Raw genomic sequence first — 14,640 nt, 5'->3', positions numbered from 1 at the left:
ACAGCAGTCAAAACCTGGCCGGAATACGACTGGGAGCACTTCCCGGGCACAGCCAGCGGGCATCACCCTTACAGCGCATACCAGAAGGTTATGGATCGTCGGGCGGCATTCGGGCAACCGCTGCTGATCGCCGCCCGCCATCCCCTTCTGCCGCCTACTGTTGAGGTGTGCGCCTGCCGTGGCGCTGGCACCGCCGGCTGTGAGAGGGACGGGTATGAAACCGACCGAAAGCGCCGCACCGGCGTCGCGGCTGCGCCGGGTTCTGCTGCCCGCGTTGCCCGCCGCCGCGGTCGCCATGGCCGCTTTCGCACTCGGCATCGGAGTATTCCGAGTGCTCGACGCGGGCCATGCGCTCTTTCCCGGCGGCACCGTGGGCTGGTCGCTCGCGGTCCTCACCGGAATCATCGTCGGCCATCTGGTCGCCCTCGGCCGGGACCGCTGGTGGGGCGGCACCGGCTCGGGCGCCGCGTTAACCCTGGCCGCGCTGCTGCTCTACGGCTGGATGCCCGCCATGCTCGTCAGCCTCGCCGTGGTGGTCCTGGTCGGCGCCGCCCGCCGGCACCGCTGGCGGCAGGCGGCCCTGCACGGCGCGGTCGACATCCTCGGCGTCGGCGCCGCCGCCCTCACCCTCGCCGCGTTCGGCACCACCCCCTCCGTCGAAGAGCCCTGGCACACCGACACCTGGCACGCCTCCGCCATCCCCCAGACGGTCCTGGCAGCCTTCGTCTACCTCACGGTGACCCGCGCCTTGCTGTGGTACTCCCTCGCACCGCCCGGTGCCGGGCTGCCCACCGTCGCCCGCACCGCCCTCTTCCGGCAGGCCCTCGTCGGCATCGCGCTGCTCGGCATCGCCCCGCTCATCGTCGTCGTCGCCGGGGACACCCCACTGCTGCTCCCGCTGTTCGCGGTGCCGCTGGTCGCCCTCGACTCCACGCTGTGGATCGCCCGGGTGCGGGCCGAGGAGCAGCTGCGCGACCCGCTCACCGGGCTGCCCAACCGCCAGTGGCTGCTGGAGCGCACCTGGACCGCGCTGGACGAGGCCGAGCGCGCCGGGGCCCGCACCGCGCTCGTCCTGCTGGACCTCGACCGCTTCCGCTCGGTCAACGACACCCTCGGCCACCTCGCGGGCGACCGGCTGCTGCTCCAGATCGCCGAGCGGCTGCGGCTGGCGCTGCCCCGCGGCGCCGAGGTGGCGCGGCTCGGCGGCGACGAGTTCGCCGTCCTGCTGCCCACCACCGACTCGCTCACCAGCGCCCAGCGCAGCGCCCGCGTCCTCGTCGGCGACCTCGGCTCCCCGCTCGACCTGGACGGGCTGACCCTGGTGCTGGAGGCCAGCGCCGGGGTCGCCGTCTACCCCGACCATGCCCTCGACGCCGAGGGGCTGCTGCGCCGCGCGGACGTCGCCATGTACCAGGCGAAGCGGGACCGCAGCGGCGTCGAGCTGTACGAGGCGCGCCGCGACGGCAACACCCCCGACCGGCTCGGCCTGCTGGGCGATCTGCGGCGCGCCCTGGACGCGGGCGACGTCGAGCTGCACTACCAGCCCAAGGTCGGCTTCGACGGCCATGTCGCCGGGCTGGAGGCGCTGGTCCGCTGGATGCACCCGGAGCGGGGGAAGGTGCCGCCGGACGAGTTCATCGCCATGGCCGAGAGCTCCGGGCTGATGCCCCGGCTCACCGAGTACGTCCTGGAGACCGCGCTCGGCCAGGTCGCGCGCTGGCGCGCCGACGGTCTTGAGGTGCCGGTCGCCGTCAACGTCTCGCCGCGCGACGTCCACACCCCCGGCTTCGCCGGCGCGGTCGCCGGCCGGCTCGCCCGGCACGGGGTCCCGGCCGGGGCACTCCAGCTGGAGATAACGGAACACGTGCTGCTGGAGGACCCGCAGCGGGCCGCCGACACCCTCGCCGGGCTCACCGGGCACGGGGTGAAGATGTCCCTGGACGACTTCGGCACCGGGTATTCGTCGCTGGTCCATCTGCGGCGGCTGCCGGTGAGCGAGCTGAAGATCGACCGCTCGTTCGTGGCCCGGCTCGCCGTGGACAACGAGGACGCGGAGATCGTGCGCTGCACGGTCGATCTCGCGCATTCGCTGGGGCTGCTCGTCGTGGCGGAGGGCGTCGAGGACGACGAGACCTGGGAGCGGCTGCGGGACCTGGGCTGTGACGCGGTGCAGGGCTGGCTGGTGGCCGCGGCGATGCCGCCGGACGAGACGACGGCGTGGCTGCGGGCGCGGGGGGAGAGCGGGTGGCACCGAGAGGAGCAGGCTGCTGCCCCTGCGGAGGAGGACGCGGTGACGTAGGGCGCGTGCGCCTTGCGGTTTCGTCGCCGGGTGCGGGCCGGTGGGTGGGGTGTGCCCACCCGTTCCGCCCCGCGGAACGCCTGCCCACACCAGGGGAGTGCCAAAGCGTTTCGCGCGGGGTGTGGGGGGCGCCATAGGATTGGGCGCGCAAACACTTCACACTCACCCTGAGGATCGCTGCATGCCTGGCATCACGCGCGAGGAGGTTGCCCACCTCGCACGGCTGGCGCGTCTGGAGCTGAAGGCCGAAGAGCTGGATCACTTCGCCGGACAGCTGGACGACATCATCGGCGCGGTGGCCCGCGTCTCCGAGGTCGCCGACCAAGACGTACCGCCGACCTCCCACCCGCTGCCCCTGACCAACGTCATGCGGCCGGACGAGGTCCGCCCGTCGCTGACCCCGCAGGAGGCGCTCTCCGGCGCCCCGGCCCAGGAGCAGCAGCGTTTCAAGGTGCCGCAGATCCTGGGGGAGGACTGACCCGCATGACCGATCTGATCAGGCTCACCGCCGCGGAGATCGCCGCCAAGGTCGCTTCCGGCGAGCTGACCGCCGTCGAGGTCACCGAAGCCCATCTGGCCCGTATCGAGGCCGTCGACGAGAAGGTGCACGCCTTCCTGCACGTGGACCGCGAGGGCGCCCTCGCGCAGGCCCGCGCCGTCGACGAGAAGCGGGCGCGGGGAGAGGAGCTGGGCCCGCTGGCCGGGGTTCCGCTCGCGCTCAAGGACATCTTCACCACCAAGGGGATCCCGACCACCGTCGGCTCCAAGATCCTCGAAGGGTGGATCCCGCCGTACGACGCGACGCTGACCCAGCGGCTCAAGGCCGCCGACGTCATCGTCCTCGGCAAGACCAACATGGACGAGTTCGCCATGGGGTCCTCGACCGAGAACAGCGCGTACGGGCCCACCGGCAATCCGTGGGACCTCACCCGCATCCCCGGCGGCTCCGGAGGCGGTTCCGCCGCCTCCCTCGCGTCGTTCCAGGCCCCGCTGGCCATCGGTACCGACACCGGCGGCTCCATCCGCCAGCCGGCCGCCGTCACCGGCACGGTCGGGGTCAAGCCGACGTACGGGGCGGTCTCCCGGTACGGCATGGTCGCCTTCTCGTCCTCGCTGGACCAGGGCGGCCCCTGCGCCCGTACCGTGCTGGACGCGGCCCTGCTGCACGAGGTGATCGCCGGGCACGACCCGCTCGACTCGACCTCCATCGACGCCCCGGTTCCGGCGGTCGCCGAGGCCGCCCGTAACGGCAGCGTGCGCGGCATGCGCGTCGGCGTGGTCAAGGAGTTCGCGGGCGAGGGCTACCAGGCCGGCGTCATGCAGCGCTTCGAGGAGTCGGTCGAGCTGCTGCGCGAGCTGGGCGCCGAGATCGTGGAGATCTCCTGCCCGTCCTTCGACAAGGCGCTGGCCGCGTACTACCTGATCGCGCCGTCGGAGTGCTCGTCCAACCTGGCCCGCTTCGACGCCATGCGCTACGGCCTGCGCGCGGGCGACGACGGCACCAAGTCCGCCGAGGAGGTCACCGCGCTCACCCGCGCGGAGGGCTTCGGAGCGGAGGTCAAGCGCCGGATCATGCTCGGTACGTACGCGCTCAGCTCCGGTTACTACGACGCGTACTACGGCTCGGCGCAGAAGGTCCGCACCCTCATCACCCGGGACTTCGAGAAGGCGTTCGAGCAGGTCGACGTGCTGGTCTCGCCGACCACCCCGACCACCGCCTTCCCGATCGGCGAGCGCGCCGACGACCCGATGGCGATGTATCTCGCCGACCTGTGCACGATTCCCGCGAACCTGGCGGGGAACGCGGCCATGTCACTGCCCTGCGGTCTGGCGCCGGAGGACGGTCTGCCGGTCGGACTGCAGATCATCGCTCCCGCCATGGCCGATGACCGGCTCTACCGGGTCGGTGCCGCGGTCGAGGCCGCGCTCACCGAACGCTGGGGCCACCCGCTGCTTGAGGAGGCACCGTCGCTATGAGCGCTTTTCAGAAGGCCAAGGGCTTCAAGAAGTCCAAGCCCGGCACGTACCTGTCCATCGCGACCTCGCTGTTCGGTGCGGTCAGCGTGATCAAGCAGGCCAAGAAGGCCCGCCTCGAGAACGACAAGCTGCAGCTGGCCGACGCGGTGGTCTCCGCCGCCGCGATCGCCACCGGCGTCGCCCTGCTCGTCCGCGAGCTGAAGCGCCTGGGCGACGACGACGTCCTCGCGGGTTGAGAGGTTAGTTTTCCGTGACCGTCACTGAACTGGTGTCGTACGAGGACGCCCTGGCCGCCTACGAGCCCGTGATGGGGCTCGAGGTCCATGTCGAGCTCGGCACCAAGACCAAGATGTTCTGCGGGTGTTCGACGTCCCTGGGCGCCGATGCCAACTCGCAGACCTGCCCCACCTGCCTCGGCCTGCCCGGCTCGCTGCCCGTCGTCAACGCGACCGGCGTCGAGTCCGCCATCAAGATCGGTCTCGCGCTGAACTGCGAGATCGCCGAGTGGTGCCGCTTCGCCCGGAAGAACTACTTCTATCCGGACATGCCGAAGAACTTCCAGACCTCGCAGTACGACGAGCCGATCGCCTTCAACGGCTATCTGGACGTCGAGGTCGACGGCGAGATCTTCCGCGTGGAGATCGAGCGCGCCCACATGGAGGAGGACACCGGCAAGTCCACCCACGTGGGCGGCGCGACGGGCCGTATCCACGGCGCCTCGCACTCCCTGCTGGACTACAACCGGGCCGGGATCCCGCTCATCGAGATCGTCACCAAGCCGATCGTGGGGGCCGGGGAGAAGGCCCCCGAGGTCGCCCGGGCGTACGTCGCCGAGCTGCGCGAGCTGATCAAGGCGCTCGGGGTGTCCGACGCGCGCATGGAGATGGGCCAGATGCGGTGCGACGTGAACCTGTCGCTGCGGCCGCACGGCGCCGACAAGTTCGGCACCCGCTCCGAGACGAAGAACGTCAACTCGCTGCGGTCCGTCGAGCGCGCCGCCCGCTTCGAGATCCAGCGCCATGCGGCTGTGCTGGGCGACGGCGGGACGATCATCCAGGAGACCCGTCACTTCCACGAGGAGGACGGCTCCACGACGTCCGGCCGGGTCAAGGAAGAGGCCGAGGACTACCGGTACTTCCCCGAGCCGGACCTGGTGCCGGTCGCGCCTTCGCGCGAGTGGGTCGAGGAGCTGCGGGGCACGCTGCCGGAGCTGCCGCGAGTGCGGCGCACCCGGCTGCGGGAGGAGTGGGGCATCTCGCACCACGAGATGCAGTCCGTTCTCAACGCGGGCGCGATTGATCTGATCACGGCGACGATCGACGCGGGTGCGGATGCCGCGTCTGCGCGCAAGTGGTGGATGGGTGAGCTGGCGCGCCGCGCCAACGAGGAGGGCGTCGAGCTTGCCGCCCTCCCGATCACCCCGGTCCAGGTCGCCCGGGTCTGCGCCCTGGTCGAGGAGGGCTCCCTCAACGACAAGCTGGCCCGCCAGACGATCGAGGGCGTGCTGGCCGGTGAGGGCTCCCCGGACGAGGTCGTGGCCGCCCGCGGCCTGAAGGTCGTCTCCGACGAGGGCGCGCTGGGTACGGCCGTGGATGAGGCGATCGCGGCCAATGCGGGTATTGCGGACAAGATCCGTGGGGGGAAGGTCGCGGCGGCCGGTGCCCTTGTGGGTGCCGTCATGAAGGCCACGCGTGGCCAGGCGGATGCGGCGCGCGTGCGCGAGCTGATCCTGGAGAAGCTGGGCGTCGAGGGCTGACGCTCGCCCACACGGCGGCGGGGTACGTAGTTTTGCGCCCCGCCGCCGTGGCGTGTCCGGGCTGCGCCGCGGGCCCGGGTGCGGCCCGGTGGGTGTGTGCGGGCTGCGCGGTGGTACCGCGGGTTTCGTTCCCGGGTGCGGCCCGGTGGCCGGGTTGTGGCCACCCGTTCCTCCCCCAGCTACCGCTGGGAGGTGCCCCCTCCGCGGAACGATTGCCCACAACCGGCCGGATCCAGCCCCTCCGGGCAGTACCACCCAGCCCCTCCGGCGTTTGAGGAGCGGGGGTTTGGGGGCGGAGCCCCCAACCGGGGGCCGGGGGCTTGCCCCCGGTTCGGGAAGGGGCGGGGTGGGGAACAGCCCCCTACAGCAGCACCGGGGTCAGGTCCGGTTCGGGCATGGGGTCGTCGAAGGGGTACAGCGGGCGCACCACCCGGCGGTGGCCCAGCCGCAAGAGGTCCTGGTCGACGCCACCCGGCGTGAGGGCCAGGCGCCAGTCGGCCGCCATCTCGTACAGGTCCGGCTCCAGGTAGCCGATCTTCACCACGACCAGGTCGTACGTCCGCGGATCCAGCCCCCCGAAGTCGGCCAGCCGATGGAACGGCTTGCGACGGCTGGTCAGGATCACGGTCACCCCACCGCACCGCACCGCCGCGAGGTCGCCGCCCACCTCGTCGTCCCGGTGCACGGCGACCACCTCGCCGGTCAGGTCGTACGAGCCGCCGTGCGCCTCGGCCCCGCTGAAGTGCCCACCGACCGAAACCGTCACCGTCGCGCCGCGCCCAGCGGCAACGCACCGGGCGACCGCCGCCGGGTCGGTGATGCCGGGGTGGAGGGCGGTGGCGCGGCCGGTGGCCAGGTCGTCGTGGGCGAGCAGGCGGCGCAGCATGTACGCGAGGTCACCGGCCCCGCCCGCCGTCGGGTTGTCGCCGGAGTCACTGATGAGGAAGGGACGGTCGGGGGAGGCGAGGGCGGCGGCGATGGATTCGTCGGCGGTGCCGGTGGGACCGACGAAGGAGAAGTCGCGCCGCACTTCCCAGTACTCGCGGGCCAGCGACCGCGCCTGGTCGACGACGAGCGCGGGATCGTCACCGGTGACGACGACGGTGGCCCGGCAGCGCGGTTCGTCGGCCCAGGCGTAACCGACCCAGATCGCCGCGTCCACGACCCCGTCCAGCGCCTCGACGGCGGCCAGCCGTCCGTAGAGCGAGGTGGCGGGCTCCAGGCGGGTGCTGGTCTTCTCGCCGGGCAGCAGCACCGGGATCTGGACCCAGGCGACGTGCGGGCGGCCCTTGCCGGAGGCGAGGCGTTCGACGAGTTTGCGGGCGGCGCGCTCGCGCGTTTCCCAGGCGTCCTCGTGCGGGGCGAGCCGGTGCGCGGTGAGCAGGTCGAGGCGGTCGGCGAAGCGGCGGGAGACGTTGCCGTGGAGATCCATGGCGGCGGAGATCAGCGCCTCGGGCCCGATGGCGTCCCGTACCGCGTCGGTGAGATCGCCCTCGGCGTCCTCCATGCCGACGACGCTCATCGCGCCGTGGATGTCGTACACAAGCCCGTCGAGGGGGCCGGCCGCCCGGATCCGGTCGGTGAGTTCGGCCTTGAGCCGGGTGTAGACGGCGGGCTCGACGGGCCCGCCGGGGAGCGCGACGGCGTGCACCAGGGGCACCCATTCGACGCGCCCGGCCAGGTCGCCGTCCGGCCGGGTCCAGTCGTAGCGGTCCAGCAGGTCGCCGCCGCGGGTGACGCGGAAGTCGTCGTAGCCGGCGCGGTGCGGGCTGAAGGTGCTGGACTCGATGTGCATACCGCCGATGCCGATCCGCAGGCGACGGCCTGGGGAGGTGGTGGGTGCCATGCTGCCTCGCTTCCGGGTCGGTCCGCGCTCACCCTATGCGTTGGCCGAATGAAGACGATGTCACAACGGGTCTTCCGGGCGAGCTGGTGCGGACCTGTCCGCACCAGCTCAGTGGCGGTATGCGGCAGCGGGTCGCCCCCGCCATGGCGCTGATCTGCGAACCCGCGCTGCTGATCGCCGACGAGCCGACGACGGCGGTGGACGTCACCACGCAGGAGCTGCGGGCGCGGCTGGGCATGGCGATGATCCTGGTGACCCACGACTTCGGGGTGATCGCCCGGCGGGTGGACCGGGTGGCGGTGATGTACGCGGGCAGGACGGTGGAACGGGCCGGTGTCCGCGACCTGGCGGCAGCCGCCGATCCGGGGTCAAGGGCTTCGGCCGCGCCGCTCGGCGGGGAGACGCCGTCGGCCGCCGATCCGCCCTCCGGCTGCCGGTTCCGCACCCGCTGCCCGCAGGCCCGGGACGTCTGCGCGCGCGAGGAGCCGGTGCCCGCCGAACCGGCCACCCCGGGGCACCAGGTGGCCTGCCACTTTCCCCTGATCCAGGCCGCCATGCCGTAACGCCGCGGATGTTCACCGGCCATCTGGTCGCACTAGCGTCGTGCGGAGGCTCACGGACAGGGGAGGCACAGGTGGCATCGGACATCGCACGCCGGAGGCTGGTCGCGTTTGGTGCCGGGGCGACGGGGGCGGTCGCGGCGGGTTCGTTGCTGCCGCCGTCGCTCCAGGCCGCCCTCGCCGCGCAGCCGACCCCGCCGCCCGGCGGTCTCGACGCCATCGAGCACGTGGTCCTGCTGATGCAGGAGAACCGTTCCTTCGATCACTACTTCGGCACGCTCAGGGGCGTCCGCGGCTATGCCGACCCCAATGCCGTCACGCTGCCCGGCGGGGAGAGCGTCTTCGCGCAGCCGAAGCCGGGCGGCGGCCACGTCCTGCCGTTCGGGGCGCGTGAGGCGGCCGAGGCGCAGCGCGAGGACCTGCGGTTCGTGGGCCAGCTCGACCACTCCTGGGACGGCGGCGCGAAGGCCTGGCACGGCGGCTGGATGGACAACTGGATCGCCGCCAAGTCCCCGGCCACCATGGTCCACTTCGACCGTGCGGACATCCCGTTCCACTACGAGCTGGCGGACACGTTCACCATCTGCGACGCGTATCACTCCGCCATCCACTCCTCCACCAGCCCCAACCGCAACTACTGGGTCAGCGGCACCACCGGCCATGAGCCGGACGGGCGGCGCGCGGTCGGCAACGACGCGTACGAGGAGGACAGCCACCCCGGCTACGACTGGACCACCACCCCCGAGGTGCTGGAGCGGGCCGGGGTGAGCTGGAAGGTCTACCAGGAGTGGGACAACTTCCAGGACAACAACATCGAGTTCTACCGGCCGTTCAAGGACGTGGCCCGCAAGGCGCTGGACGGGCTGGGCTTCACCAGCACGAACGCGTTCTACACCAAGGTGCTGGAGGCGTCCGGCGCCGAGCGGCGGCGGCTTCTGGACGGGCTGGAAGCGGGTCTGGCCACGCTGACGGACGACGAACGGCAGTTGTTCGAGCGGGGCTTGCGGCGGGCCCCGGAGGGCGGCTTCGAGGAGGCGTTCCGCGCGGACGTGGCGGCCGGGCGGCTGCCCGCGGTGTCGTACCTGGTGCCGTCCCCGCTGGACTCCGAGCACCCCGACGTCTCCACCCCCGCGCACAGCGCCACCGTGACGTACGCGGTCCTGGACGCGCTCGCCGCCCACCCCGAGGTGTGGCGCAAGACCGCGGTCTTCCTCACCTACGACGAGAACGACGGCTTCTTCGACCATGTGGTGCCGCCCAACCCGCCCGCCGACGTGGCCGAGGAGTGGTGGCAGGGGCGGCCGCTGGGCCTGGGGATGCGGGTGCCGATGCTGGTGATCTCGCCGTGGACGGTCGGCGGCTACGTGTGCTCCGAGCTGTTCGACCACACCTCCGCCACCCGCTTCCTGGAGAAGTGGCTGGGCATCGAGGTGCCGAACGTCTCCGCCTGGCGTCGGACCGTGTGCGGCGATCTGACCAACGCCTTCGCCTTCGGCAGCGCCGCCGCCCCGCAGCCGCTGCGCCACCCGGGGCCGCCCCCGGCGGAGCGCGAGCACTGGACGCCGCGGCCGCCCGCCGACCAGCGGATGCCGCGGCAGGAGGAGGGCACGCGACCGGCCCGCCCGCTGCCGTACCAGCCGGAGGTGTGCGGCGTGTTCGAGCCGGGGGCGGGGGTGATGCGGCTGGCGCTGGCCAACACCGGCGTACGCAGCGCGCACACCATCCTCTTCCCGTACGCGGGCGAGTACGAGGCGCCCCAGCACCGCGACGTGGCGCCCGGGACGCTGTCCACCTGGGACGTTCCGGTGCGGGACGGTGGTTACGACTTCGTCGTCACCGGGGCGAACGGCTTCCGCCGCGAGTTCCGGGGCACGGCCGACGGCGCCGCCGCCGGGCTGCGGGTGCGCGGCGGCATCGACGGCCGCCGTCGGCAGCTCACGCTCACCATCACCAACAAGGGGGAGCGCGCGATCGAGGTCACCGTGCGCCCGCGCGCCTATGTGGCCGATGCGGACGCGCGGCAGCGGACGGTGAGTGTGCGCGCGGGCTCGACGAAGGCCGTGGAGTTCTCGGCGAAGGAGGGCCACGGCTGGTACGACCTGGAGCTGACGGCCGAGGGCGACTCCTCCTTCCACCGCCGCCTCACCGGGCACATCGAGAACGGACGCCCTTCGGTCAGCGGCTGATCCGACAGCTGACGGAATCAGTGACTCCGGATGTGGTGAAGCCCACAAAGGGGACAAAGGATCTTTTCCGGCTGACACAGTGCTTTGGTCACAAGCACATCACGACGCACTCGGTGCACAGACCGGAAAGCAGCCATGGCCGCACTCGCACGATGGTGTATCAGACGCGGCGCCGTCGTGATCGTGATCTGGCTGGCCACCTTCGCCGGGGTCGCCGCCGCGGCGGCCGTGACCGGCTCCGCGTACTCGAACAACTACGACATCCCGGGCACCGACTCCTCCACGGCATCGCGCCTGCTGGAGCAGCGGTTCCCGGACCGGGCGGGCGACACCGACACCCTCGTCTGGCATACCGCGGACCGCCACACCGCAGGCCGCGCCGAAACCGTGCGCTCCGCGGACGTCGAGCGGCGGATGACGGCGGCGCTGCGGCGCGTCGCCGAGTTGCCCGGCGTCGTCACCGTCACCGGCCCGTACGGCACCGACGACACCAGCCGCATCAGCGCCGACCAGCGCACCGCCTATGCCACCGTCGTCTTCCGCGAACCCGCCGCAGGGCTGGGCAAGGGCGAGGTGCGCCGGGTCCTGGACACCGCGCGCTCGGCCGCCGTCCCGGGGCTGGAGATCGAGATGGGCGGCGCGGGCGCCGGGCTCACCGAGACGGCCGGGCCCGCCCATCTCAGTGAGGTCATCGGCGTCGCCGTGGCCGCCGTCGTCCTCTTCCTCGCCTTCGGCTCGCTCGCGGCGACCCTGCTGCCGATCGCCACCGCGCTCATCGGCGTCGGCACCGCGTACGCGGCGATCGGGCTGCTCGGCCACGCCATGACCGTCGCCGATTTCGCGCCCATGCTCGGCATGCTGATCGGGCTCGGCGTCGGCATCGACTACGCGCTGTTCATCGTCACCCGGCACCGCCGCGGCCTGCGGCAGGGGCTGCCGGTCGCCGAGGCCGCGCAGCGCGCGGTGGCCACCTCGGGCCGTGCGGTGATCTTCGCGGGCGCGACCGTGTGCCTGGCCCTGCTCGGCATGCTGGTGCTGCGGCTGAGCTTCCTGAACGGCGTCGCGGTCGCCGCCGCGCTGACGGTCGCGCTCACCGTCGCCGCCTCCATCACCCTGCTGCCCGCGCTGCTCGGGCTGATGGGCACGAGGGCCCTCAGCCGCCGCGAACGCCGGCGGCTGGCCGAGCACGGGCCACAGCCCAGGATCGTGCCCGGCCTCGCCACCCGCTGGGCGTCCTTCGTGGAACGCCACCCCAAGGTGCTGGGGGCGGTCGCCCTCGCCGTCATGGTGGCCCTCGCCCTGCCCACCCTCTCGCTCCGGCTCGGCACCTCCGACCAGGGCAACAACCCCGAGACCTCGACCACCCGGCAGGCGTACGACCTGCTCGCCAAAGGGTTCGGGCCCGGCTTCAACGGACCGCTGACGCTCATCGGCAGCATCGACGGCGCCGAGGACCGGATGGCCTTCACCGGGCTGACCACCACCCTGCGCACCGCCGAGGGCGTCGCCTCGGTGAGCGCCGCGGACCTCGGCGGCGGAGGGGACACCGGTGTGATCACGGTCGTGCCCACCACCGCCCCGCAGTCGTCCGACACCTCGCGGCTCGTCGAGCGCCTGCGCGCCGAGGTCCTGCCGAAGGCCGAGGAGGGCACCTCGCTGCGGGTGTACGTCGGCGGGCTGACCGCGGGCTACGACGACTTCGCCGCGGTGATCGTCTCCAAGCTGCCGCTGTTCGTGGGGGTGGTGGTGGCGCTCGGCTGTGTGCTGCTGCTGCTCGCGTTCCGCAGCATCGGCATCCCGGTCAAGGCGGCGGTCATGAATGTGGCCGCCGTCGCGTCGTCCTTCGGCGTCGTCGTCGCGGTGTTCCAGTGGGGCTGGGGGAGCGAGCCGCTGGGGCTCGGCAGGGCGGGCCCGATCGAGCCCTTTCTGCCGGTGATCATGGTGTCGGTACTCTTCGGGCTCTCCATGGACTATCAGGTGTTCCTGGTCAGCCGGATGTACGAGGAGTGGCAGCACACCCGCGACAACCGGCTCGCGGTCCGGGTGGGCCTCGCCGAGACCAGTCGGGTCATCAACTCCGCGGCCGTCATCATGATCGCCGTCTTCTCGGCATTCGTGCTCAGCGGCGATCGGATCATCGCCATGTTCGGCATCGGGCTGGCGGCCGCGGTCGCCCTGGACGCCTTCGTCCTCCGCACGCTCCTGGTGCCCGCCCTGATGCATCTGCTCGGCGGCGCCAACTGGTGGCTGCCGGGCTGGCTGGAGCGAACGCTGCCGCGCATCAGCATCGAGCCGCCCGATCCGGACCCGGATCAGCGGCCGCTGCCCGTGCCCAGACCGCGCGCGCCCGAGGATGACGCGGCGCGCACGTCCGTGCCGTAGAACCCCGAGGCGTCAGCCCTCGCGGGGGCGGATCACCACCTGGCCGGAGTCGAGGTCTATCGGCCCCTTCCCCGGGTCGCTGTCGCCGATGTCCTCCAGCGTGAACTCCAGCCGGTTGCGCTCCTCTTCGGTGTGTTTGCGACCGGGCGCGAACAACTCCTCGATGAGGTTGAACATGGCGACCCCCGTAGGTGTGGGAATGCGGCCAGTGTAAGCAGACCGCCCGAAAAGGGGCCGGACCCGCTCACGGTCAGCTGATGTCCAACCGCAGGATCCGGTCATCCTGCTTGCCCGGGTCGCCCCGCCCGTCCGTATTGCTCGTGGTCACCCACAGCCCACCGTCGTCCGTGGCGACCACACTGCGCAGCCGCCCGTACTTCTTGGTGAGGAACGCCTGTGGCTCGGCCACCGGCTTGGTCCCCTTCAGCGGGATCCGCCACAGCCGCTCACCGCGCAGCCCCGCCATCCAGATGGAGCCCTTGGCGAACGCGATGCCGCTCGGCGACGCGTCCTCGGGCTTCCACTGCTCGACCGGATCGACGAACCCCTTCTTCCCGGCCTTGCCCTCCGCCTCCGGCCAGCCGTAGTTCTTGCCCGGCCGGATCAGATTCAGCTCGTCCCAGGTGTCCTGGCCGAATTCCGATGCCCACAGCCGCTTCCCGGAGTCCCAGGCCAGCCCCTGCACATTGCGGTGACCGTAGGAGTAGACAACCGAATCGGCCGACGGATTGCCGTGCACCGGCTCGCCGTCCGGGGTCATCCGCAGGATCTTGCCGCCGAACGAGTCCATGTCCTGGGCGAGCCCGCGCTCGCCGCTCTCGCCCGTGCCCGCGTACAGCATCTTGTCCGGGCCGAAGGCGATCCGGCCGCCGTTGTGGATCGCGCCCTTCGGGATGCCCTTGAAGATCGTGTCCGGGGCGCCCAACTGATCGCCCGAGGGGCGCTTGTCGTCGTACACCATCCGGACGATCCGGTTGTCCGAGTCGGTGGTGAAATACGCGTACACCATGTGGTCCGAGCCGAAGTCGGAGGAGACCGCGAGACCCAGCAGACCGCCCTCGCCTGTGGGGGACACCCCGGGCACGGACCCCAGCTCGGTCTGCTTGCCCGAGTCCGCCGAGATCTTGAAGATCTTCCCGGTGTCCCGGGAGGACACCAGCAGGTCCCCGCCCGGCAGCGGAGCCAGCCCCCAGGGCGACTTCAGCTTGGTGGTGAGCATGCTCACCACCTTCGCCGAACCCTTCTTCGGCGCCGCCGACTCACGGGCCGAGGGCGCCGCCGACGACGGGGAGCCGCCCTTGGATCCCTCCTTCCCGGGCGCGGACGAATCCGACCGCTCGAAGGGGGACTTCCCGTCGCCCGTCGAGCAGCCGGTGATCAGCAGCAGGGCGGCCGTGGCGGCGAGGGCGGGAGCGGCGAGGGCGGTGGTGATGCGAGGACGTCGCACGGTGGGATTCCTCTCGGTGGGGCGCGTGTGCCGCGGCACGGCACTGATTCTTATACACCGCAGCTCCGCGCCGGGTTCCCTTCCCCGAACCGGACCCCACCCGCCCCGGCAGAGACCTTTGGCCTCTCTAGGGGGTGGCTTGCCGATCAGGCCGGATCAGCGAGCGGCGTCAGGGGGCACCTCCCAG

Annotated in this window: 11 protein-coding genes; 8 read left to right on the top strand and 3 right to left on the bottom strand. The window is 71.9% G+C overall.

Translation table 11 applies throughout. The features are described 5' to 3' along the window. Positions 1–214 precede the first annotated feature (214 nt). The 5 genes from ACH4SI_RS31850 (at position 215) to gatB (ending at position 6,032) form a co-directional block, all read left to right on the top strand. A complete protein-coding gene (locus ACH4SI_RS31850; RefSeq protein ID WP_398301801.1) occupies positions 215–2,299 on the top strand; it encodes a putative bifunctional diguanylate cyclase/phosphodiesterase in 2,085 nt (694 codons plus the stop codon). Between the two features lie 181 nt (positions 2,300–2,480). Further along, complete coding sequence (gene gatC, locus ACH4SI_RS31845; protein ID WP_358621318.1) at positions 2,481–2,777, top strand: Asp-tRNA(Asn)/Glu-tRNA(Gln) amidotransferase subunit GatC; 297 nt, start codon at positions 2,481–2,483, stop codon at positions 2,775–2,777. Between the two features lie 5 nt (positions 2,778–2,782). Then, positions 2,783–4,276 (top strand): Asp-tRNA(Asn)/Glu-tRNA(Gln) amidotransferase subunit GatA, encoded by a 1,494-nt coding sequence (gene gatA, locus ACH4SI_RS31840; protein WP_398301798.1) that lies wholly within the window; start codon positions 2,783–2,785, stop codon positions 4,274–4,276. Continuing rightward, complete coding sequence (locus ACH4SI_RS31835; RefSeq protein ID WP_398301796.1) at positions 4,273–4,512, top strand: hypothetical protein; 240 nt, start codon at positions 4,273–4,275, stop codon at positions 4,510–4,512. The genes gatA and ACH4SI_RS31835 overlap by 4 nt, the downstream gene beginning before the upstream one ends. A 14-nt stretch (positions 4,513–4,526) precedes the next feature. Further along, positions 4,527–6,032, top strand: a complete 1,506-nt coding sequence (gene gatB, locus ACH4SI_RS31830; RefSeq protein ID WP_398301794.1) for an Asp-tRNA(Asn)/Glu-tRNA(Gln) amidotransferase subunit GatB — start codon at positions 4,527–4,529, stop codon at positions 6,030–6,032. A 361-nt stretch (positions 6,033–6,393) separates the two neighbouring features. Here the strand turns inward: gatB and ACH4SI_RS31825 are convergent, their stop codons facing one another. Continuing rightward, positions 6,394–7,878, bottom strand: coding sequence for a M81 family metallopeptidase (locus tag ACH4SI_RS31825; RefSeq protein WP_398301792.1), 1,485 nt, complete (start codon positions 7,876–7,878; stop codon positions 6,394–6,396). Positions 7,879–7,913: 35 nt separating this feature from the next. On the opposite strand from ACH4SI_RS31825, the gene ACH4SI_RS31820 reads away from it, so the two are divergent. The 3 genes from ACH4SI_RS31820 (at position 7,914) to ACH4SI_RS31810 (ending at position 13,006) form a co-directional block, all read left to right on the top strand. Beyond that, positions 7,914–8,441 (top strand): oligopeptide/dipeptide ABC transporter ATP-binding protein, encoded by a 528-nt coding sequence (locus ACH4SI_RS31820; protein WP_398301790.1) that lies wholly within the window; start codon positions 7,914–7,916, stop codon positions 8,439–8,441. A gap of 71 nt (positions 8,442–8,512) precedes the next feature. After that, positions 8,513–10,624 carry a phosphocholine-specific phospholipase C gene (locus ACH4SI_RS31815; protein WP_398301788.1) on the top strand — a complete coding sequence of 704 codons (2,112 nt, stop codon included), beginning with the start codon at positions 8,513–8,515 and terminating at the stop codon, positions 10,622–10,624. 135 nt (positions 10,625–10,759) lie between these two features. Further along, complete coding sequence (locus ACH4SI_RS31810; protein WP_398301786.1) at positions 10,760–13,006, top strand: MMPL family transporter; 2,247 nt, start codon at positions 10,760–10,762, stop codon at positions 13,004–13,006. Between the two features lie 12 nt (positions 13,007–13,018). On the opposite strand, the gene ACH4SI_RS31805 is transcribed toward ACH4SI_RS31810, so the two are convergent. Both ACH4SI_RS31805 and ACH4SI_RS31800 read right to left on the bottom strand, forming a co-directional pair. Then, positions 13,019–13,183, bottom strand: coding sequence for a DUF6191 domain-containing protein (locus tag ACH4SI_RS31805; protein WP_361478181.1), 165 nt, complete (start codon positions 13,181–13,183; stop codon positions 13,019–13,021). A gap of 73 nt (positions 13,184–13,256) precedes the next feature. Continuing rightward, positions 13,257–14,453 (bottom strand): PQQ-dependent sugar dehydrogenase, encoded by a 1,197-nt coding sequence (locus tag ACH4SI_RS31800; protein WP_398301783.1) that lies wholly within the window; start codon positions 14,451–14,453, stop codon positions 13,257–13,259. Between the last annotated feature and the right edge of the window lie 187 nt (positions 14,454–14,640).

Source organism: Streptomyces sp. NPDC021212, from assembly GCF_044332925.1.
In the GTDB taxonomy this organism is placed as follows: Bacteria; Actinomycetota; Actinomycetes; order Streptomycetales; family Streptomycetaceae; genus Streptomyces.
The sequence above is the reverse complement of the archived record's forward strand: the minus strand, read 5'-3'. Positions and strand labels throughout refer to the sequence as shown.